Annotated in this window: 18 protein-coding genes; 3 read left to right on the top strand and 15 right to left on the bottom strand. The window is 63.6% G+C overall.

Annotated elements, in window-relative coordinates; genetic code table 11:
• Positions 1-20 precede the first annotated feature (20 nt).
• From ABIE62_RS07045 to ABIE62_RS06990, 12 genes are all read right to left on the bottom strand, one after another.
• The gene (locus ABIE62_RS07045) at positions 21-1205 is read right to left on the bottom strand and encodes a molybdopterin molybdotransferase MoeA (protein WP_354324726.1); all 1185 of its coding nucleotides are present in this window, start codon (positions 1203-1205) and stop codon (positions 21-23) included.
• On the bottom strand, positions 1202-1738 hold the full coding sequence (locus ABIE62_RS07040; RefSeq protein WP_354324725.1) for a molybdenum cofactor synthesis domain-containing protein: 537 nt from the start codon (positions 1736-1738) through the stop codon (positions 1202-1204). The genes ABIE62_RS07045 and ABIE62_RS07040 overlap by 4 nt, the downstream gene beginning before the upstream one ends.
• A gap of 152 nt (positions 1739-1890) precedes the next feature.
• Positions 1891-3945 (bottom strand): ATP-binding protein, encoded by a 2055-nt coding sequence (locus ABIE62_RS07035; protein WP_354324723.1) that lies wholly within the window; start codon positions 3943-3945, stop codon positions 1891-1893.
• Between the two features lie 86 nt (positions 3946-4031).
• Entirely contained in the window at positions 4032-4448 is a 417-nt protein-coding gene (locus tag ABIE62_RS07030) for a lysozyme inhibitor LprI family protein (protein WP_354324721.1), read from the bottom strand.
• Entirely contained in the window at positions 4445-5236 is a 792-nt protein-coding gene (locus tag ABIE62_RS07025; RefSeq protein ID WP_354324719.1) for a heme-dependent oxidative N-demethylase family protein, read from the bottom strand. The genes ABIE62_RS07030 and ABIE62_RS07025 overlap by 4 nt, the downstream gene beginning before the upstream one ends.
• A 108-nt stretch (positions 5237-5344) precedes the next feature.
• The gene (gene bioB / locus ABIE62_RS07020; RefSeq protein ID WP_354324717.1) at positions 5345-6355 is read right to left on the bottom strand and encodes a biotin synthase BioB; all 1011 of its coding nucleotides are present in this window, start codon (positions 6353-6355) and stop codon (positions 5345-5347) included.
• Positions 6348-6590: a hypothetical protein gene (locus ABIE62_RS07015; RefSeq protein WP_354324715.1), complete on the bottom strand. Its 243-nt coding sequence runs from the start codon at positions 6588-6590 to the stop codon at positions 6348-6350. The genes bioB and ABIE62_RS07015 overlap by 8 nt, the downstream gene beginning before the upstream one ends.
• A 135-nt stretch (positions 6591-6725) precedes the next feature.
• Positions 6726-8891, bottom strand: coding sequence for a methylmalonyl-CoA mutase (gene scpA / locus ABIE62_RS07010; protein WP_354324713.1), 2166 nt, complete (start codon positions 8889-8891; stop codon positions 6726-6728).
• A gap of 117 nt (positions 8892-9008) precedes the next feature.
• Entirely contained in the window at positions 9009-9794 is a 786-nt protein-coding gene (locus ABIE62_RS07005) for an enoyl-CoA hydratase-related protein (protein WP_354324711.1), read from the bottom strand.
• A gap of 100 nt (positions 9795-9894) precedes the next feature.
• On the bottom strand, positions 9895-10347 hold the full coding sequence (gene mce, locus ABIE62_RS07000; RefSeq protein ID WP_354324709.1) for a methylmalonyl-CoA epimerase: 453 nt from the start codon (positions 10345-10347) through the stop codon (positions 9895-9897).
• On the bottom strand, positions 10347-10679 hold the full coding sequence (locus ABIE62_RS06995) for a Rap1a/Tai family immunity protein (protein WP_354324972.1): 333 nt from the start codon (positions 10677-10679) through the stop codon (positions 10347-10349). The genes mce and ABIE62_RS06995 overlap by 1 nt, the downstream gene beginning before the upstream one ends.
• A gap of 45 nt (positions 10680-10724) precedes the next feature.
• Positions 10725-12257 (bottom strand): acyl-CoA carboxylase subunit beta, encoded by a 1533-nt coding sequence (locus tag ABIE62_RS06990; RefSeq protein ID WP_354324708.1) that lies wholly within the window; start codon positions 12255-12257, stop codon positions 10725-10727.
• Between the two features lie 106 nt (positions 12258-12363).
• Between ABIE62_RS06990 and ABIE62_RS06985 the strand changes: the two genes are divergently transcribed.
• Positions 12364-13470, top strand: coding sequence for an NAD(P)/FAD-dependent oxidoreductase (locus tag ABIE62_RS06985; RefSeq protein ID WP_354324706.1), 1107 nt, complete (start codon positions 12364-12366; stop codon positions 13468-13470).
• Positions 13471-13473: 3 nt separating this feature from the next.
• Here ABIE62_RS06985 and gorA read toward each other — a convergent pair whose 3' ends face one another.
• The 3 genes from gorA to pgi all read right to left on the bottom strand — a co-directional run bounded on the left by gorA (position 13474) and on the right by pgi (position 18323).
• Complete coding sequence (gene gorA, locus ABIE62_RS06980; RefSeq protein WP_354324704.1) at positions 13474-14826, bottom strand: glutathione-disulfide reductase; 1353 nt, start codon at positions 14824-14826, stop codon at positions 13474-13476.
• A gap of 185 nt (positions 14827-15011) precedes the next feature.
• A complete protein-coding gene (locus tag ABIE62_RS06975) occupies positions 15012-16544 on the bottom strand; it encodes a DEAD/DEAH box helicase (protein ID WP_354324702.1) in 1533 nt (510 codons plus the stop codon).
• Between the two features lie 216 nt (positions 16545-16760).
• Entirely contained in the window at positions 16761-18323 is a 1563-nt protein-coding gene (gene pgi, locus ABIE62_RS06970; RefSeq protein ID WP_354324700.1) for a glucose-6-phosphate isomerase, read from the bottom strand.
• Between the two features lie 49 nt (positions 18324-18372).
• Between pgi and lepB the strand changes: the two genes are divergently transcribed.
• Positions 18373-19215: a signal peptidase I gene (lepB, locus tag ABIE62_RS06965; RefSeq protein WP_354324698.1), complete on the top strand. Its 843-nt coding sequence runs from the start codon at positions 18373-18375 to the stop codon at positions 19213-19215.
• Complete coding sequence (gene rnc / locus ABIE62_RS06960; RefSeq protein WP_354324697.1) at positions 19212-19907, top strand: ribonuclease III; 696 nt, start codon at positions 19212-19214, stop codon at positions 19905-19907. The genes lepB and rnc overlap by 4 nt, the downstream gene beginning before the upstream one ends.
• Positions 19908-20016: the final 109 nt, after the last annotated feature.

The raw sequence follows: 20016 nt of genomic DNA, 5'->3' as shown, positions 1-20016 counted from the left end.
GGACGCGGTCGCAATATGTTTCAGAAATCGAGCGCCATTACCGGATCGCCCGCTTCCGCTGCGGGGGAGCCGGGCGGACGGCGGATTAGCCAGTCGGCCCGCGCCAGCGCCGCCTGCGCGCCGCTATCCTGATTGGTGATCGGTTCCAGCCCCGCCTCGCCCCAGCGCGCACGAAGGAAAGTCTCACGATCGCCGGTGGCGGTGATACTGGCCGCCAGCGGAATTGTCCGCCAAGCCAAGGTTTCGCGCAAGCATTGCCCCTGCAAACCCGCCAGCAGCGGCACCAGAAACAGGCGCGCTGTAACCATTGCCGAGGTCGGATTGCCGGGCAGGCCCAGCACCCATTTGCCCTTTGCCCGCCCCAGCCACACCGGCTTGCCCGGCTTCAGGGCGACCTTGGAAAACAGCACTTCCAATCCGTGCGCTTCGAACATCGGCTTGGCAAAATCGCGCTCGCCCACCGAAGCGCCGCCGGTGACAATCACCACATCGGCCTGTTGCAACATCTCCCCGGCCAGTTGTTCAAGCGCTGGCAGACTGTCCTGCCCGATCATCCGGGCGACCACCCTGCCCCCTGCCCGTTCCGCCATGGCAGCCACGCCGAAGGTCACACTTTCGGGAATGGCATCGGCCCGCAGATGCGCCATGCCCGGCGGTGCCAATTCATCACCGGTGCCGATGATTGCCACGCTGGGCCGTGCGGCAACGGTGACGCTCGCCCGGTCGGCAGCCGCCGCAGCAATCATCGCGCGCGGGGTAAGGCGGGTGCCCGCTGGTAACAGGATATCGCCTTCGCAAATGTCGCTTCCGGCCGCGCGCACGTGCCCGCCGGGGCCATAGCCATCGGCAAAGCACACGTCATCGCCTTCGCGGCTGGCGTATTCCTGCATGATGCAGCGATCGGTGCCCGCTGGCATCGGCGCGCCGGTAAAGATGCGCACAGCCTCACCCGGCCTGACAGGCTTGGCGAAGCTCGCCCCCGCGCGTGCCTCCCCGATGACGCGCAGAACCGCACCGGGGCGCGTGGCCGCATCCGTGACCGCATAACCATCCATCGCGGCCGTCGCGGTGCGCGGGTAGGTGCTGCGGGCGATCAGCGGCGCGGCGAGCACGCGGCCCGCCCCCTCGGCCAGCGGCATTTCCACGCTTGCGAGCGGCGTGACCGCACCTTCGAGCAGGGCCAGTGCTTCATCAACGCTGATCACGCGCAAACGACCCTGAGGCGCGGCAATGCCCCCGCAATCGAGCACGGCTTGTGGCGACTGTCGAATTCCAGTTCGAGCAATCCATCCCACGCATCGCGGCACGCCCCCGTCGATCCCGGCACGCAGAAGATAAAGGCATCGCCCGCCTGCCCGGCAAAGGCGCGTGATTGCATGGTGGCGACGCCCACGCTGGTCAGGCTCTTGTTGTGGAACGCGACGGAAAATCCGTCCATCTCGCGGCGCAGCAACGGCTTGACCGCTTCGGGGGTGTTGTCGCGCGGAGAAAAGCCGGTGCCGCCGGTGGTGAGGATAATTTCGATCTGCGGACGCGAGAGCCAATCTTGCAACTGCGCGCGGATATCAGCGATCTCATCCCTCACAATCGCGCGGTCGATCAGCCGGTGCCCCGCAGCCTGCAAGCGATCGCACAGCAGCGCGCCCGAGGTATCGGTTGCCAGACTGCGGCTATCCGAAATGGTCAGCACCGCCATGCCGAGCGGGTGAAACATCGCCTCTGTGTCAATTCCAGCCATCAGGCCTTAGCCTCCTATTGATGCAAGATGCGGGGTTGCCCCGCTATTACCATCATGCAGGCGATGCGGGGGAGCCTTGGTTGCAACAAGCCCGCGAATATGCGCAATCAACGGCTGCGGATTCACTCGCCCCCGCCCGCAGGAAGCTGGTGCTACTCCAACTCCAGAATCACCGCGTCGACCGCTAGGCTTTCGCCTTCTGCTGCGTTGATCTTCGCTATCACGCCTTCCTTTTCGGCGCGCAGGATGTTTTCCATCTTCATCGCTTCGACCGTAGCGAGCGGCTGACCCGGCTGCACCGTTTCGCCTGCCGCCACGTGCAGCTTCACCAGCATCCCCGGCATCGGGCAGATCAGGAAGCGCGACAGATCGGGCGGCACCTTTTCGATCATCAGCGATTCGTGCCGCGCCAGCCGCAGCGGCAGCACCAGTGCAGTATGCGCCGCGCCGCGCGTCGTGACCTTCCAGCGGTTGCCGATCCGATCGACGATCAGGCCAAAGCGGACTTCATCGCCATCCCCCACCTTGCCGGTGGCAGTCGCTTCCACCATGCCGGGCAACCAGTCGCAGGTGCCGTCCACCCGCACCCCGTCAACCATGGCATGGCCATCGCCCAGAACCACCTCGAACCGCTCATCTCCCAGCTTCACCAACCATTCGCCGGAGACCGGCAACGGCCCGTCAAGCTGGCCCGAAATGTGCCGCGCGCGCGCCTGCAGGCTGAATTCGTTACCCGCACACACGGCGGCGAGGATGCGGCGGAAATCCTGCGAAGTCGCGGCCCCGTGGAAGCCATCAGGATATTCCTCGGCGATGAAGCCCGTCGTCAACTCGCCCGCACGAAAGCGCGGGTGCTGCATGATCGCGCTCAAAAAATCGACATTGTGCCCCAGCCCCTTGATGCGGAAATTGTCGAGCGCCTCGATCTGCAAATCGGCTGCTTCGTCGCGGGTGGGTGCCCATGTAATCAGCTTGGCGATCATCGGGTCGTAGAACATCGACACCTCGCCGCCTTCGTATACGCCGTCGTCAACTCGCACCGAGCCATTGCCGCGCGCCACCCCGCGCCGCGCCTTGCCTGCGACGGTTTCATCTTCGCTCCATCCGGGCAGCGGCGGCGAATAGTGCACCAGCCGCCCGGTCGAGGGCAGGAACCCGCGATAGGGGTCTTCGGCATAGACGCGGTTTTCAATCGCCCAGCCGTCAATCCCGATATCATCCTGCGTCATGCTGAGCTTTTCGCCGTAAGCGACGCGGATCATCTGTTCGACCAGATCAATCCCGGTGATTGCTTCGGTCACAGGGTGTTCGACCTGCAAACGCGTGTTCATTTCGAGGAAGTAGAAACTCTCCCCGCTCGGGTCGGCGCCGCTGACGATCAGTTCGACCGTGCCCGCCGAATAATACCCCACCGCGCGTGCCAAGGCGACGCATTGCTCGCCCATCGCCTTGCGCATTTTTGGCGTGACAAACGGCGACGGGGCTTCTTCAACCACCTTCTGGTGGCGGCGCTGGATCGAGCATTCGCGCTCGTTCAGGTAAAGGATATTGCCGTGCTGATCGCCCAGAATCTGGATTTCGATGTGGCGCGGGTTGAGGATGAATTTCTCGATGAACACGCGGTCATCGCCGAAGGAATTAAGGCCTTCGCGCTTCACGCTTTCAAAGCCTTCGCGCACGTCGGCCTCGGAATAGGCGAGCCGCATTCCCTTGCCCCCGCCGCCGGCGCTGGCCTTCATCATCACCGGATAGCCGATCTCGTCCGAAATCCGCACCGCGTGCTCGGTATCGTCAATCTCGCCGACAAAGCCGGGGACGACATTGACGCCCGCCTGCATCGCCAGTTTCTTGCTTTCGATCTTGTCGCCCATCGCGGCGATTGCGCCCACGGGAGGGCCGATGAAGGCGATGCCTTCCTTCGCCAGCGCCTCAGCGAAAGATGTGCGTTCGGACAGGAAGCCATAGCCGGGATGCACGGCCTCGGCCCCGGTCTGCTTGGCTGCGGCGATGATCCGTTCCGCGATCAGATACGATTCAGCAGCAGGCGAAGGCCCGATATGCACCGCCTCGTCAGCCATAGCCACAAACGGCGCGCGGGCATCGGCATCGGAATAGACCGCGACGGTCTTGATCCCCATTTTCCGGGCGGTGGTAATGACCCGGCAGGCGATCTCGCCACGGTTGGCAATCAGGATTTTCGAAAACACGGCGGAACCTCTCGTACAAACGCGTTATCTTGTCACCGGGCTATGCCGCCTGATGGCGCAGCCTGCAAGCTAGCGGATTTGAGGCTTCAACCCTCGGTTTCGACCAGTTCGCGCAATTGATCGGTGCGCATCCGGGTGAGCCGCGCCTTGCAGGTGGATATCAGCAATGGTTCCAGGCTGCCGCCGCGTGCATAGTACCCCTCAACCCGGCAATGCGCGTCGCGGTAGCGCAGCCAGCCGCGCTGGGATTCGAGCAGGCTTTCGAAATAGCCTTCGCGGGTGTCGCGTTCACCCGCACCGTGGGCCACAAATGCGGCATCGCGGGCCTTCATTGCGGCGGCGGTGATCGGCCACTGCGCATTGAGGCGTTCATCCGCGACTTCGAAATCGCGCGCGGCGCACCAGTTCATTTCCTGCTGCATGATCGGATCATCGCAGCTCCAACCGGGCACGGGGGCTTCAGCGGCTTGCGCGAACAGCGGGAGTAGCAGCGCGGCGATCATGGCGCGTTCCTTTGGGCAAAACCGATCAGGCTATCAGCGTAGGCGGGCGCGCCGCGCCTGTCACCCTCCCCGCTGACGAGGGTTTGCACCGCCTTCCCAAGCATGGCGATATTGGCGGGGGAGAGGTTGCCGAGCGGCTCAACGTAAATGCCGATGCCGAACAGGATCGCGCCCGTCTGCGGCAGCCGCCGCAGCGTCTGGCGTTCGGAGCGGACAAACAGGGTTTCGCCAGCGTTCTCGGGCGTGACATGGGCGAAGGCCTCTTGCGGCGGGCGGTCGGGCAGCCAGCGGCGTTCTCCCGTCGCGGCGATGAACCAGTTGCAGCGGGCATAGATCGGGCCGGGGCGCAGGGTTGCCATGAAGCGGTCGACCCCGGTGGCGAGTTGCTCCTCATAGCCCGCGATGGGCGCATGGAGCGCGCGCAGGGGCAGGCCGATTTTGTCCGCCGGGTGCCAGTCCGATGGCCATGCGACCGCCGCACCGATCAGGCGATACACCTCCTCGCCTTGGCGCTTGGTGAGCAGGCACAGGTCTTCGTGGGTGGCGAGCGCAGCTTCGGGCAGCGCGCCTTGGGTGCCGAGCATCGCCGCCAGCTCGCGGCCCGGCGCGTGAGCCTCGGGGGTGAGTTGCACGCCCTGCGGCCATTGCGCAAAGCCTTCTGCCCGCGCCGCAAGGTCAGGCGCAGGCTGGAGCCAATCGCGCTCCTCCAGCTTGACCAGCCCCATGCGCAACTGCCCACCCCCGCGCGCCTTGGGGAGCAGGGTATCGACGGAGAAACCCAAACTCACCCTAATCCGTCTTGCCGGACTTGATCCGGCATCCCGCTATCTTTGTCCCCACGTGCCCGAAGGAAGCGGGACCCCGGATCAAGTCCGGGGCGACGGATGGGCGCGGGTTCACGCCCCCACCACCGCCGCCTTGCATGCCCGTGCAGGTTCCTCACCCTTGAGCGCGGTCAGCCCCAGTTTGGCAAACAGCGCGCCATCGCTGTCGTCACCCGCATTGGGTGCGGTCAGCAGCTTGTCGCCGGTGAAGATCGAATTCGCGCCTGCAAGGAAGCACAGCGCCTGAGTCGCCTCGGACATCGATTCGCGCCCCGCCGACAGCCGCACCATCGAACGCGGCATGGTGATCCGCGCGACGGCGACCGTGCGGACGAACTCGATATCGTCGATTTTGGCGAGCGGGGTGTCCGCTAACATATCGCCCAGCACCGTGCCCTTCACCGGCACCAGCGCGTTGACCGGCACGCTTTCGGGATGCTGCGGCAGGGTGGCAAGCGTGTGGATGAAACCCACCCGATCCTCGCGCGTCTCACCCATGCCGACGATCCCGCCGGAGCAGACATTGATCCCCGCCTTGCGCACGTGATCGAGCGTATCCAATCGGCACTGGAAATCGCGGGTGGAAATCACGCGCTCGTAATATTCGGGGCTGCTGTCGATGTTGTGATTGTAGTAATCGAGCCCCGCCTCGGCGAGCATTTCGGCCTGATGCGGTTCGAGCATCCCCAGCGTCATGCAGGTCTCGAGCCCCATGTCGGCTACGCCCTTCACGATCTCCACGATCGCGGGCATGTCGCGGTCCTTGGGATTGCGCCACGCCGCGCCCATGCAGAAGCGCTGCGAGCCCGCATCCTTCGCCTGCGCCGCACGCTGCAGCACGGCCTGCACGTCCATCAGCTTGGTGGCTTCGACGCCGGAGTCCGCCTTCACCGATTGCGAGCAATAGCCGCAGTCCTCAGGACACCCGCCGGTCTTGATGCTGAGCAGGGTGCACAGCTGGACCTCGGTGGCGGGGTGGTGCGCGCGGTGTATGGTGGCGGCCTGAAACAGCAACTCGGTGAAGGGCAGGTCGAAGAGGGCCGCGATTTCGGCGCGGGTCCAGGTGGTGCGGATTTCAGTCATTTGATGCTTCACCGACCTTCTTGATGATTTTCCGCGCAAACCAATGAAACACGAAGACGCATATCACCGCGTAGATAATTGCCGGCAGCGAGCCGGACAGCCAAATTCCCCATTTTGATGGCTCGACGTTTCCCGTGATCTGCTGCTGGATTCCAATAATCCCCTGCACGGTCAACCAGAACAGGACTGAAAAGATTGCAAAACCAATCGAGACCAAACGAACGAAACGACCCATCACTCCACTACCTCCTTCGTCGTTGCGAGGAGCCGCAGGCGACGCGGCAATCCAGATACCGCCGTATCCTCGCGGCGCGACGTCAGAAGCTGGATTGCTTCGCTTCGCTCGCAATGACGAGGGAGTAGAACGACCCTACTCCGCTGCATCGTCCAGCCCCTCGCCCCCCAAGTCTCCGGGCGGCGGCATGTTGTGGCCGAGCAGCACCAGAATATCCGCCGCGCATTCGACCACGTTGCTGCCGGGGCCGTAGATCCCCTGCACCCCCGCCTCGCGCAAATAATCGTAGTCCTGTGGCGGGATCACGCCGCCTGCCGTCACCTTAATGTCGCCGCGCCCGGCTTCGCGCAGGAGCCGGATCAGTTCGGGGATCAGGGTCTTGTGGCCTGCCGCCAGCGAAGACGCGCCGACCACGTCGACGTCCTTCTCCAGCGCCATAGCGGCGCTTTCTTCAGGCGTCTGGAACAGCGGGCCGCTGATCACATCGAAGCCCATGTCGGAAAACGCCGACGCGATCACATTCGCACCGCGGTCGTGCCCGTCCTGGCCCATCTTGGCGATCATGATGCGCGGCGCGCGGCCCAAGCGGCGGCCCACGGCTTCGACGCCGTCCGTCACTTGCGCCCATCGGCGGTCGAATTCGTAGGCGCTCTTGTAAACGCCGCTGACCGGCGCAGGCGTGGCATCGTGGCGGCCGAACACCTCTTCCATCGCCGAGGAAATCTCGCCCAAAGTGGCATCGTGGCGGGCGGCTTCGACGGCGAGGGCCAGCACGTTCTCGCCCGCAGCGCAGCCCGCCGTCAGCGCCGCCAAGGCCGCCCTGCACGCCGCCTCGTCGCGCCCTTCGCGCACCTTGGCGAGCCGCGCAATCTGGCCGGTGCGCACCTTCTGGTTATCGACCTCCAGCGTCTCCATCGGGTCTTCGCTGTCTTTGCGATATTTGTTGACCCCGACGATCACCGTCTCGCCCTTGTCCACGCGGGTCTGCTTTTCCGCCGCCGCGCGTTCAATCGCGGCCTTGGGCGCGCCAGTCGCGACATAGGCGGTCATGCCGCCTGCGGCGTCCACATCGGCCATCATCGCCTCGGCCTCTGCCACCAGCGTCGCGGTCAGCGCCTCGATATAGTGCGAGCCGCCGAGCGGATCGACCACATTGCAGATGCCGCTTTCCTCTTGCAGCACCAGCTGGGTGTTGCGCGCGATCCGGGCGCTGAAATCGGTGGGGAGCGCGATGGCTTCATCGAGCGCATTGGTGTGGAGCGACTGCGTGCCGCCCAGCACCGCCGCCATTGCCTCCACCGTGGTGCGGATGACGTTGTTGTAGGGGTCCTGCTCCTGCAAGCTGACGCCGCTAGTCTGGCAGTGAGTGCGCAGCATCTTGCTACGTTCGTCCTTCGCCCCCAACCCGTCCATAACGCGATACCACAGCGTGCGCGCGGCGCGCAGTTTGGCGATTTCCATGAAGAAGTTCATGCCGATGCCGAAGAAGAAGCTGAGGCGGCCCGCGAAGGCATCAATATCCAGCCCCGCCGCCATCGCCTTTTGCGCATATTCCTTGCCATCAGCGATGGTGAAGGCGAGTTCCTGCACCGCCGTCGCCCCGGCTTCGTGCATATGGTAGCCCGAAATCGAAATCGAATTGAATTTTGGCATGTTGGTCGAGGTATAGGCGATGATGTCCGCAATGATCCGCATCGAAGGTTCGGGCGGGTAGATATAGGTGTTGCGGACCATGAATTCCTTAAGAATGTCGTTCTGGATCGTGCCCTCAAGCTTATCCTGCGCCACACCCTGACGTTCGGCTGCGACGATGAAGAACGCCAGCACCGGGATCACCGCGCCGTTCATGGTCATGCTGACGCTCATCGCATCGAGCGGGATCTGGTCGAACAGAATCTGCATATCCGCGACCGTATCAATCGCCACCCCCGCCTTACCGACATCGCCGACCACGCGCGGGTGATCGCTGTCATACCCACGGTGGGTGGCAAGGTCGAAGGCCACCGAAAGGCCCTTTTGCCCCATCGCCAGATTGCGGCGGTAGAAGGCGTTGGATTCCTCGGCGGTGGAAAAGCCCGCATATTGCCGGATCGTCCACGGACGGCCCGCATACATCGAGGCTTTCACCCCGCGCGTGAAGGGCGCGAAGCCGGGCAGGCCGGGGTCGAACCCGGCATGATCCTCCGCTGTGTAGAGCGGTTTTATGCCGAAACCTTCGGGCGTTTGCCACGTAAGGTCGCGGCCTTTCACCTCTTTATCGGCGAGGGCTTTCCAGTCAGCGAGGGTGAGTTTTTGGGTCATGTCTATACAATCCCGTCATGCTGAACTTGTTTCAGCATCCATGGCGCGGCATCCGGCCAAGGCTGGTGGGGCAAAATGGACCCTGAAACAAGTTCAGGGTGACGAAGTGGGGGAGGCCTACTCCCCCTTGAATTCCGGTTTGCGTTTCTGGAGGAACGACATCCCGCCTTCCGTTGCATCGGCTGTGCCGCCAGCAACGCGCTGCGCTTCTGCCTCGGCTAACAGCACCATTTGCAGGTTGGTGTCGAGCGCGACTGCGATGTTGCGTTTCATCTGGGCGTAGGCAATCGTCGGGCCGTTCGCCAGTTTGGTCGCGAGCGCGCGGGCATCGGTCATCAGGTCGGCATCATCGACGCATTTGTAGATCAGGCCCCATTCCTCGGCCTGTTCCGCCCCGATTTTCTCGCCCAGCATCATCATGCGGGTGGCGCGGGCGCGGCCGATGGCGCGGGTGAGCAGCCAGGTCGATCCGCCATCGGGGACAAGACCGATATTGACGAAGGCTTGGAGGAAATAGGCGCTCTTCGCGGCGATGGTAAAATCCGCCGCCAACGCCAGCGAACAGCCGACACCAGCCGCCGGGCCGTTCACAGCGCAGATCACCGGCACGCTCGCGCGGATCAGATGGCTGATCGCGGGGTTATAGTGATTGTTCAGCGCCTTGTGGCTACCGCCCTTGCCCGTCACCACGCTGTTATCACCGCGCGCAGACAAATCCGCGCCCGAACAAAAACCCTTGCCCTCTCCCGTAATCAGCACCGCGCGCGCGTCCCCAAGATCATAAAACGCCAGCCCGATTTCATCGGCCATTTCCGGGGCCATGGCGTTAAGGCGTTCGGGGCGGTTGAGGGTGATGGTCAGCAGCGGGCCGTCACGGGTGACGCGGATGGATTCGTAGGACATTTTTTCAACCTTTCTCATTTTCGTCATTCCGGCGAAGGCCGGAACCCAGTCCCGCCTTACCGCTTCTGGGCCCCGGCCTACGCCGGGGTGACGAGGTAAGTTAATTCGACCAATGCGCATCCTCGCGCGGCGTCTCCATGATCTCGGTCAGCATGCCGCCCATGTCCTTGGGATGGACGAAAAAAATCGGGGTGCCGTGCGCGCCGATCCGCGTGGGGCCGAGGATGCGCTTGCCTTGTTCCTCGAACTCGGCGCGGGCCTCGGCGATGTCGGGTACTTCAAAGCACAGGTGATGCTGCCCGCCGAGCGGGTTCTTGGCGAGGAAGCCGGCGAGCGTGGAGTTTTCCCCCAGCGGCTCGATCAGCTCGATCTGGGTGCCGTTCATCGCCCCGTCCGCACCGGGGGTGTCGACGAAACAGACCTTCACGCCCTGCTCCTCAAGATCGAACGGCGTATGGATCTTGGTCGCGCCCATGACGTCGCGGTAGAACGCGATCGAGTCCGCCATGGAGGGCGTGGCGACCCCGATGTGGTTGAGACGGCCGAGTTTCATTAGCCTGCCTTCCGACAAGGAAAAGCTCGTGCCAGCGCCTCACCCACTAGTACGTTAGCTGTTTCGGTTCCTCTTTCGTAACGGGTCGCAAGATATCTGCGGACGATGCCCCGCAGCTCTGCGCTTGAGACTTCCGAGTAAATACAGAAGATACCGTTTGCCGCGACGTTCTCTGATCGCAAACTTTCATGATCAATTACACCGTGGATATAACCAACGCAGAGCGCAAGGTTCACCTCATGTGAGATTTCGGTCGATGGCGTGTTGCAAACTACATTCAACTTTTCAGCGGTCGTGGCAGATGCTGGCGACGCAAACGCTATTGCGCTCATCGCTGCGGCTGCGGCCAAGAATAACTTTCGCACCAAACTTATCTCCTAGAGCGGAATATTGTCATGCTTCTTCCAAGGGTTCTCCAACTGCTTCGTCCGCAGCTTCCTTAGCCCCAGCGCGATCCGTCGCCGGGTCGAGTGCGGGTGGATCACCTCGTCGATATAGCCGCGCGATGCCGCCACAAAGGGGTTGGCGAAGCGGTCATCGTATTCCTTGGTCTTCTCGGCGATCTTTTCGGGGTTGTCGCGGTCTTGGCGGAAGATGATCTCCACCGCGCCCTTGGCGCCCATCACTGCGATTTCCGCCGTCGGCCAAGCATAGTTCAAATCGCCGCGCAGGTGCTTGCTCGCCATCACGTCATAGGCGCCGCCGTAAGCCTTACGGGTAATGACGGTGATTTTGGGCACGGTCGCCTCGGCATAGGCGAACAGCAGTTTCGCGCCGTGCTTGATGATCCCGCCCAGTTCCTGCGCGGTGCCGGGGAGGAAGCCGGGGACGTCGACAAACGTCAGGATCGGGATTTCAAACGCATCGCAGAACCGCACAAACCGCGCGGCTTTCTTCGATGAATTGATGTCGAGGCAGCCGGCCAGCACCATCGGCTGGTTCGCCACAACGCCCACCGTGCGCCCCTCAACCCGGCCAAATCCGCACAGGATATTGCCCGCGTGCGCCGGTTGGATCTCGAAGAAATCGCCTTCGTCCAGCACCTTGGCGATAACTTCGTGCATGTCATAGGGCTGGTTGGCATTGTCGGGGATCAGCGTGTCGAGGCTCGGCTCATCGCGGTCCCACGCATCACCGACCGGCAGCACCGGGGGTTCTTCCCGGTTCGACAGCGGGAGGAAATCGACAAACCGCCGCGTCGCCAGCAGCGCCTCGATATCATTGTCATAGGCGAGATCGGCCACAGATGTCTTGGTAGTGTGGGTGATCGCCCCGCCAAGCTCTTCCTGCGTCACGACTTCGTTGGTGACGGTTTTCACCACCTCTGGCCCAGTGACGAACATATAGCTGGAATCCTTCACCATGAAGATGAAGTCGGTCATTGCGGGCGAATAGACCGCCCCGCCCGCGCACGGCCCCATGATGAGGCTGATTTGCGGCACCACGCCGCTGGCCAGCACATTGCGCTGAAACACCTCGGCATAGCCGCCCAGCGAAGCGACGCCCTCCTGAATCCGCGCCCCGCCCGAATCGTTGAGGCCAATCACCGGCGCGCCGACTTTCATTGCGGTGTCCATCACCTTGCAGATTTTCTCGGCATGGCGTTTCGACAGGCTGCCGCCGAACACGGTGAAATCCTGGCTGAACACGTAAACCAGCCGCCCGTTGATCGTGCCGCTGCCAGTCACCACCCCGTCGCCGGGAATGCGCTGGGTTTCCATGCCGAAATCAATGCAGTCGTGTTCGACGTAGGCATCAAGTTCCTCGAACGAGCCTTCGTCGAGCAGCACGTCCAATCGTTCGCGCGCGGTCAGTTTACCCTTGGCGTGCTGGGCTTCGATGCGCTTGGCCCCGCCGCCCATGCGGGCAGCTTCGCGGCGGCGTTCCATTTCGGCGATATTGGCAGACACACTCAGGTCCCCTGTTGTTTTCCGGTTCCAGATGCGTTGCCTTAGGCGACCGGCAGCGTCAACGTGGCAAAAATGGCGGCAATCATGCAAAGGCAAGTATCATATCATGGTGCAACAGGCGGACATGGTGGTGATCGGTGGCGGGATTGCGGGGCTATCGATGGCTGCGCGGCTGGCGCGGCATGGGCGGGTGGTGGTGCTGGAAGGCGAAAGCGCACCCGGATACCACGCCTCGGGCCGCAGCGTCGCCTTTGCGCATTACGGGTTGGGCGAGCGGATCGTGCGGACGCTGACCGCGCTGAGCCTGCCCGACCTGGCGGCCCACGCTGCGCGGCACCCGGCGCTGCATATTGCTTCGGCAGAGCAAGCGGCGGCGCTCGATGCGCTGGAGGATGTGCATCGGCAATTCGGCTGCGACTATGCGCGAATCACGCCGGATGAGGCGCGCGCGCTGGTGCCGGTGCTGAAGCCCGAAGCCTACGCCGCCGCGCTGGTCGATCACGGGTCGCTTAAGCTGGACACCAACGCGATGTTACAGGCCCACGTGGCCGATCTGCGCGCCCACGGTGGCGATCTGGTATGCGGCGCACGGGTCAACGCGATCACGCACGAAGGCGGTGGCTGGCGGGTCGCAACATCGGCGGGAGCCTTCACTGCGCCGCTGCTGATCAATGCAGCGGGCGCATGGACGGATGAGATCGCGCGGATGGCAGGCGTCACCCCCATCGGCATCGAGCCGCGCCGCCGCACGGTGATTTCCTTCGCCGCGCCCGAAGGCGTGGACGTGCGCGCTTGGCCCTTTACCAAGACTGTCGGCGAAGGCTTCTACCTGCTCCCCGAAGGCCGGGGACAATTGCTGGCGTCCTCGATGGATCAGACCCCCAGCGCCCCTTGCGACGCGGCGGCAGAAGAACTGGACATCGCCATCGCGGCTGACCGGGTGGAGCAGGCTACCACGCTTGCAATCAGGCGCATCAGCCATAGCTGGGCGGGCCTGCGCAGCTTTGCACCCGACGAATTGCCGGTGATCGGCCACGCAGCCGGCGCGCCGGGGTTTGTGTGGTGTGCCGGCCAAGGCGGGTTCGGCTTCCAGACCGCGCCCGCGCTGTCACGGATTGCGGCAAGCGCGGCGCTGGGCCTGCCCTTCCCCGAAGATTGCGCGGCGGCGGGCCTTGCTGCGGAATTGTTCAGCCCGGCGCGGTTGGGGGCATAACCGCTATTTAAACAGCACCAGTTCTTCCGCCATCGTCGGGTGGATAGCAACGGTCGCGTCGAAATCGGCCTTGGTCAGGCCCGCCTTCACCGCCACCGCCGCCGCCTGCATGATCTCTGGCGCTTCGGGGCCGATCATGTGCAGCCCCACGATCCGGTCGTTCGCGGCATCGACGATCATCTTGTAAAGGCTGCGTTCGTTGCGCCCCGACAAGACGTTTTTCATCGGGCGGAAATCGGCATGATAGACCTTGATCGTGCCAAGAGTGTCGCGCGCTTCGCCTTCGGTCATGCCGACCGCAGCGATGGGCGGATGGCTGAACACCGCGCTGGGCACGCAGGAATGATCGACCGCGTAAGGTTCAACCCCGCCGAACACTGAATCCGCAAACGCCTGCCCTTCGCGGATGGCGACCGGGGTGAGCTGCACGCGGTCAGTCACATCGCCGACAGCATAGACATAATCGACATTGGTGCGGCTGAAAACGTCAACCACAATTTCGCCCCTGCGCCCGGTGGCAACGCCGATGTTGTCCAGCCCAAGGCCTTCGATATTGGGCACACGGCCCGTCGCCACCATCACCGCGTCAAACACCCGCGCATCCTGCCCGGTCAGCTTGACCAGCAGGCTGCCATCATCCTGCCTTTCGACAGATTCGAATTCTGTGTGGAAACAGAATTCGATCCCCTTGGTCAGCGAGATTTGCAGCAAGCGGTCGCGCACGCTTTCATCATAGCCCCGCAAAATCGTGTCCGAACGGTTGGCGATCGTCACCTTGCTGCCGAATGCGTTGAAGATTCCGGCAAATTCATTGGCGATATAGCCCCCGCCCACGATCAGGATGCGGCGCGGGATGGCGTCGAGATGGAACGCCTCGTTCGAGGTGATGACGTGCTCATTTCCGGGAAAGTCCGGAACCATCGGACGCGCGCCCGTGGCGATCAGGATATATTTGGCGGTGATGACCTTGCCGCTCGCCAGCGTGATCTGATGATCGCCGGTGATGGTCGCGCGTTCATCATAGACAGTGACATTGTGGTTGCTGAGCGTCTGGCCATACAGGCCTTCGAGGCGGCTGACGTCGGCTTGCACGCTGTCGCGCAGCTTGACCCAGTCAAAGCCTTTGCCCTCGATCGTCCAGCCGAATTGCTTGGCGTCTTCCAGATCCTCGGCAAAATGCGCGCCGTAGACGAGCATCTTCTTGGGAACGCAGCCGCGGATCACGCAAGTGCCGCCGACCCGGTATTCCTCGGCCACCGCGACCCGCGCGCCGTGCGCTGCAGCGACCCGGCTGGCGCGCACGCCGCCCGATCCTGCCCCGATGGTGAAGAGATCATAGTCAAATTCGTCGGCCATTGCGCTGCTCCCGTAGGTCACGGGCCGCATATGGCGAAGCGCGTCGATGGCGGCAACCATCGACGCGCAAAAAGCTGTAATTTCTTTTATTTAGAGCATCGTGCTGAAAAGTGGGAACCGGTTTTCAGCTTTTTACGATGCGACAACAAAGGATGGAGCGGGAAGGCCACGGCCCCCCACAGCAATCAGGCGTTGACCGAGCGCGGACGACCGCCCCCGCCGCCGCCGGGACGACCACGGCCACGGCCGCGATCACCGCCGCCTCCGCCATTGCCAGACGGACGCGCACCGCCGCCGGGATGACGGCGATCACCACCGCCGCCATTGCCGCCGGGACGGCCTGATCCCGTGGCCTGCTGCGGCTTGCGATCACCTTGCGGACGACGCTCCCCATCAGCGCGGCGTTCACCTTGCTGCGGGCGACGTTCGCCATCCGGGCGGCGTTCTCCCCGATTTTCACCATGAGGCTTGCGATCACCCTGCGGACGTTGGCCGAGCGGGCGCGGGTTGACGCGCTTCATCGGAACACGAGCGGCAGGCTTGGTCGGCCCTTCGCCTTCCACCACGGCGCGGAAATTATCCGGCAGCGGCAAGCGTTCCAGCTCTGCGCCGGTGACCTTGCGAATATCCTTGAGATAGGCGCGTTCATCCTCGGCACAAAAGGCAATCGCTATCCCGTCCTTGCCCGCGCGCGCGGTGCGCCCGATGCGGTGGACATATTGTTCGGCCACGTTGGGCAGTTCGTAGTTGATGACGTGCGAAACGTCCGGAATATCGATCCCGCGCGCGGCCACGTCAGTCGCGATCAGCACCGGCACGCGGCCCTTGCGGAATTCGTCGAGCGCGCGCTGGCGTTGCGGTTGCGATTTGTTGCCGTGGATCGCGTTGGCCTCGATCCCGCCTTGCTCCAACCGCTTCACCACCCGGTCCGCGCCGTGTTTGGTGCGGGCGAAGATCAGCACGCGTTCAATCGCGCCGGGAACGGTATGCCGCCCCTTGAGGATCATTTCGAGCAGGGACAGCTTTTCGTCCTGCTGCACCATGAACAGATATTGGTCGATGCGCTCGGCGGTGGTGCTCTGCGGCGTGACCGAAACCTGCACCGGATTGTTGCAGAACCCGCTCACCAGTTCCTTGATCGCCTTGGGCATGGTCGCGCTGAAAAACAGCGTCTGGCGATCCTTGGGGGTGATGTCGCGGATCTTGCGCAGTGCGTGGATGAAGCCGAGGTCGAGCATCTGATCCGCTTCGTCGAGCACCAGCACTTCGATCCCATTGAGGTTCAGCGCTTTCTGATCGATCAGATCGAGCAAGCGGCCCGGCGTGGCAACGAGGATATCGGTGCCGCGATGCAGCTTGTTACGATCCTTGCCGACGGACGTGCCGCCGACGATGCATTGCACCTTGAGGCCGGCGAGCGCGCCGTAATCCTTGGCGCTATCGGCGATCTGCACCGCCAATTCGCGGGTCGGTGCCAGCACCAGCATCCGGCAGGATTTGAACGGGATCTGCTTGTCGGATTCGCGCAGCCGGTCAATGCTGGGGAGCATGAACGCGGCCGTCTTGCCGGTGCCGGTCTGGGCAATGCCGAGCAGATCGCGGCCCTTGAGAACGGCCGGAATGGCCTGTTCCTGGATTGGGGTGGGGGTAGTATAGCCCTTCATATCAAGGGCCTGGAGCACGGGCTGCGACAGCCCGAGTTCAGCAAAAGTCGTCATGTAGATAAAACTCGCAAATAATCTGCGGCGCGCGAAACCCATAGCGGGCGCGCGGCGCGGGGGTTGAAACCGCCCGCGTGAAAAGGGAAGTCTTGGGTAGAACCGAGGCGCGGCCGGGGCGGATGCTTTTAGTTTTCCGCCGCTTCACGCATGGCTAGCGCGCTTCGATGGGGGCCATGTGGGCGCGGAGCCTCGGAAAGTCAAGCAGTTCCCGCGCTACCCCAACCCCGCCGCCGCCATCAGTGCCTTCGTCGAGGGATCAAACTCGCCCTCTCCGCTGTCGATCTGTTTGGCGATGGCCTTGCCCAGTTCCACCCCGAACTGGTCGAAGGGGTTGATCCCCATCAGCACCGCGCTCGCAAAGGTGCGGTGTTCGTGGAATGCGATCAGTGCGCCCAGTGCCGCCGCGTCGCAATCGTCGAGCAGAAAGGTGGTGGAGGGCCGATCACCCGAATAGGCGCGCGCCGGATCGTCTGACGGCTTGCCCGCCATCAGCGCCGCGCCTTGGGCAAGGCAGTTCATCAACAGCGTGCGGTGATGCGCCGGGTCCAGTTCATCCCCCGGCGCGATGCTGGCGATGAAATCGACCGGGATCAGGTGCGTGCCCTGATGCAGCAGTTGGAACACGGCATGCTGCGCGTCGGTGCCCACCCCGCCCCATGTCACCGGCGCGGTCGGCCCGTCCACGGGGGTGCCATCCACGGTCACGCTTTTGCCGTTGGATTCCATCTCCAGCTGCTGAAGATAGTCGGGCAGCAGCGCGAGGCGTTCATCATAGGCGAACACCGCGCGGGTCTGGCAGCCCTTTAACCGGGTGTAGAACTGATCCACAAACGCCGCGAGCAACGGGGCATTGGCGCGGCCTTCGGTGTTGCGGAAGTGATCGTCGACCGCCTTCGCGCCGGCCAGCATCGCGCGGAATTCATCCATCCCCACCGCCAGCGCAATCGGGAACCCGATCGACGAAAACAGCGAATAGCGCCCACCCACGCTTTCGGGGAACGGCAGCACGCGGGTTTCATCGACGCCCCATTCCACCGCCTTTTCGGGCGCAGCGGTCAGCGCGATCACCCGCCCGCCGGGGTCTTCCACACCGTTATCCGCCAACCACTTCAGCGCGCTGTTCGCATTGGTCAGCGTTTCGATGGTGGTAAAGGTTTTGGACGCGAGCGCGATCAGCGTCGTTTCGGGGTCGCAGGCAGCAAACGCCTGTTCCAGCGCGAGGCCATCAATGTTCGACACCACATGGACATCGACCAGCGCCAGATCGCGGGTCAGCGCGTCAATCGCCAGCGCCGGGCCGAGCGCCGATCCGCCGATGCCAACCGCGATGCAGTGGCGAATTTCGCCCAGCGCACCTTCATGGATCGCCTCAACCAGCATCCCCATGCGCGCGAGCAGCGCTTCGGCTTCTTCGACCTGCGCAGGCGTGCCGCTGCCGCGCAGCGCGCCGTGGGTCGCGGCGCGGCCTTCGGTGACATTGACGATCCCGCCATCGAAGAGCGCATCGCGCGCAGCCGCAAACCCGCGCGCCTCGGCCAAAGCCTCAAACGCGGTCAGCGCGGCATCATCCAGATGGGTTTTGGAAAAATCGATCCTCATGCCCGTTTCCGCCGCGCTGCCGGGCGCGATTGGCCAGCTGATTTGCTGGGTCAAGGCTGCGGGCCGCGCCGGATCAGCGGCGAACAATTGGCCGAGCGTGCGCGGTTCCAGCGAACGCAGCCGCGACCAGGCCTCGCCCACTGCTGGCTTGCCGTTTGCTTCGCCCGATCCGTTCATCACTGTTCTCCTTTGCGCAGGTGTGCGGAGCCGAGTAAGGGCATGGGCGATGGATGTTAAGACCCAATCTCTCGGCAATGTGTTGCCCGATAATGCCGACGCGGCGGCGCCTGCGCGCGATAGCTGGGGCAGTTTCGTCTGGTTCCTGGCCAAACTGCTGCTGGTGGTGCTGGTGTTTCGCACCCTGGTGTTCTCGCCGTTTTCGATCCCGTCGGAAAGCATGCTGCCCCGCCTGATGAACGGCGATTACTTGCTGGCGGCCAAGTGGCCCTATGGTATTTCGCGCCATTCGTTGCCCTTTGATCTGCCACTGCCCGATGGCCGCCTGTTCGCCAGCACGCCCGAACGCGGCGATGTGGTGATCTTCAAACACCCGGTCGACGGACGTGATTATATCAAGCGGGTGATCGGCCTGCCGGGTGATGCGGTGCGCATGGTGGGCGGGCAGGTGGTGCTGAACGGCACACCGATACCGCACGAACCTATGGCTGATGCGCTGATTGCCGAATCGCCCAATACCGGGTGCGCATGGGGCCGCGCGCCTGTGCAGTTGGATGATGGCAGCGCGGCCTGCCGCTACGCCCGTTTCCGTGAGACTTTGCCGGGCGGCAAAAGCTACGAAGTGCTCGATTTCGGGATGACCCCGGCTGATGCGCTTGCCCCCGTCACAGTCCCGGCGGGCGCGCTGTTCGTGATGGGCGACAATCGTGACAATTCGCGCGACAGCCGCTTTCCGGCAGCCGCAGGCGATGCGGTGGGATTTGTTCCGCAAGACCTGCTGGTGGGCCGCGCCAGCATCATCGTGTGGTCGACCGATGGCAGCGCCGATTGGGCAAATCCGTGGACCTGGTTCACCGCCGCACGCTGGCACCGGATCGGAGACGCACTGTGAGCGCGCTTGACCCGGCGACGCGTGAATGGCTCGAAGCACAAGGCTTTGCCGTGACGGATGAGGCCGCCTGGATCGAGGCGCTGACCCACGGCAGCTTCAACGGATCGGGCGGCGCGGCGGCGGTAACTTCCAAAGATTACCAGCGGCTTGAATTTCTGGGCGACCGGGTGCTTGGCCTGTCGGTGGCGAGCTGGCTATTCCGCGCGGGCGACGCGCCCGAAGGCAAGCTGTCACAGCGGCTCAACGCGCTGGTCAGCGGCGCCACTTGCGCACGGATTGCCCGCGCCATCGGCCTGCCCGCGCATATCCGGTTGGGCAAGCAAGCGCGCGATGATGGCGGGGCGGATAGCGACAAGATCCTTGGCGATGTGATGGAGGCGCTGATCGGCGCGTGTTTTGTCCAGCACGGGTTCGATACCGCGAAGGCGGTCATCTACCGCCTGTGGGCGAGCGAGTTGGAAGGCGACTTGGGCAGGTCGAAACATCCCAAAAGCGCGCTGCAGGAATGGGCCGCAGGCAACCGCCGCGCCACCCCCGTTTACGAAGTGGTGGGGCGCAGCGGGCCTGACCACGCGGCGCGATTTACCGTGCGGGTCAGCGTCCGCAATGTCGGTGAGGCCGAGGCCACCGCCACCAACAAGGGCGAGGCTGAAAAGCTGGCCGCGAAGGCTTTTCTGGAGCAATTCGGTTGAATGATTTAGTGAATTTGCCACATCGAAACCGACAGGTTTCGCAAGGCCAAGCGGCCGCCCGCAGCCGCTTTGGAGCGAAGCGGAAAATCAGCGGCGAGGAAGTCATGAA

Source organism: Porphyrobacter sp. MBR-155 (assembly GCF_040547625.1).
Classification (GTDB): Bacteria; Pseudomonadota; Alphaproteobacteria; order Sphingomonadales; family Sphingomonadaceae; genus Erythrobacter.
Note: the sequence above shows the minus strand (reverse complement) of the source record. Positions and strands in the feature narration are given on the sequence as shown.

Coding starts and splice junctions, on each gene's coding strand:
- ABIE62_RS07040 (WP_354324725.1), bottom strand. CDS start 1,738: ATGGCTGGAATTGACACAGAGGCGATGTTTCACCCGCTCGGCATGGCG.
- ABIE62_RS07030 (WP_354324721.1), bottom strand. CDS start 4,448: ATGATCGCCGCGCTGCTACTCCCGCTGTTCGCGCAAGCCGCTGAAGCC.
- bioB (WP_354324717.1), bottom strand. CDS start 6,355: ATGACTGAAATCCGCACCACCTGGACCCGCGCCGAAATCGCGGCCCTC.
- ABIE62_RS07015 (WP_354324715.1), bottom strand. CDS start 6,590: ATGGGTCGTTTCGTTCGTTTGGTCTCGATTGGTTTTGCAATCTTTTCA.
- scpA (WP_354324713.1), bottom strand. CDS start 8,891: ATGACCCAAAAACTCACCCTCGCTGACTGGAAAGCCCTCGCCGATAAA.
- ABIE62_RS07005 (WP_354324711.1), bottom strand. CDS start 9,794: ATGTCCTACGAATCCATCCGCGTCACCCGTGACGGCCCGCTGCTGACC.
- mce (WP_354324709.1), bottom strand. CDS start 10,347: ATGAAACTCGGCCGTCTCAACCACATCGGGGTCGCCACGCCCTCCATG.
- ABIE62_RS06995 (WP_354324972.1), bottom strand. CDS start 10,679: ATGAGCGCAATAGCGTTTGCGTCGCCAGCATCTGCCACGACCGCTGAA.
- ABIE62_RS06985 (WP_354324706.1), top strand. CDS start 12,364: ATGGTGCAACAGGCGGACATGGTGGTGATCGGTGGCGGGATTGCGGGG.
- gorA (WP_354324704.1), bottom strand. CDS start 14,826: ATGGCCGACGAATTTGACTATGATCTCTTCACCATCGGGGCAGGATCG.
- ABIE62_RS06975 (WP_354324702.1), bottom strand. CDS start 16,544: ATGACGACTTTTGCTGAACTCGGGCTGTCGCAGCCCGTGCTCCAGGCC.
- pgi (WP_354324700.1), bottom strand. CDS start 18,323: ATGAACGGATCGGGCGAAGCAAACGGCAAGCCAGCAGTGGGCGAGGCC.
- lepB (WP_354324698.1), top strand. CDS start 18,373: ATGGATGTTAAGACCCAATCTCTCGGCAATGTGTTGCCCGATAATGCC.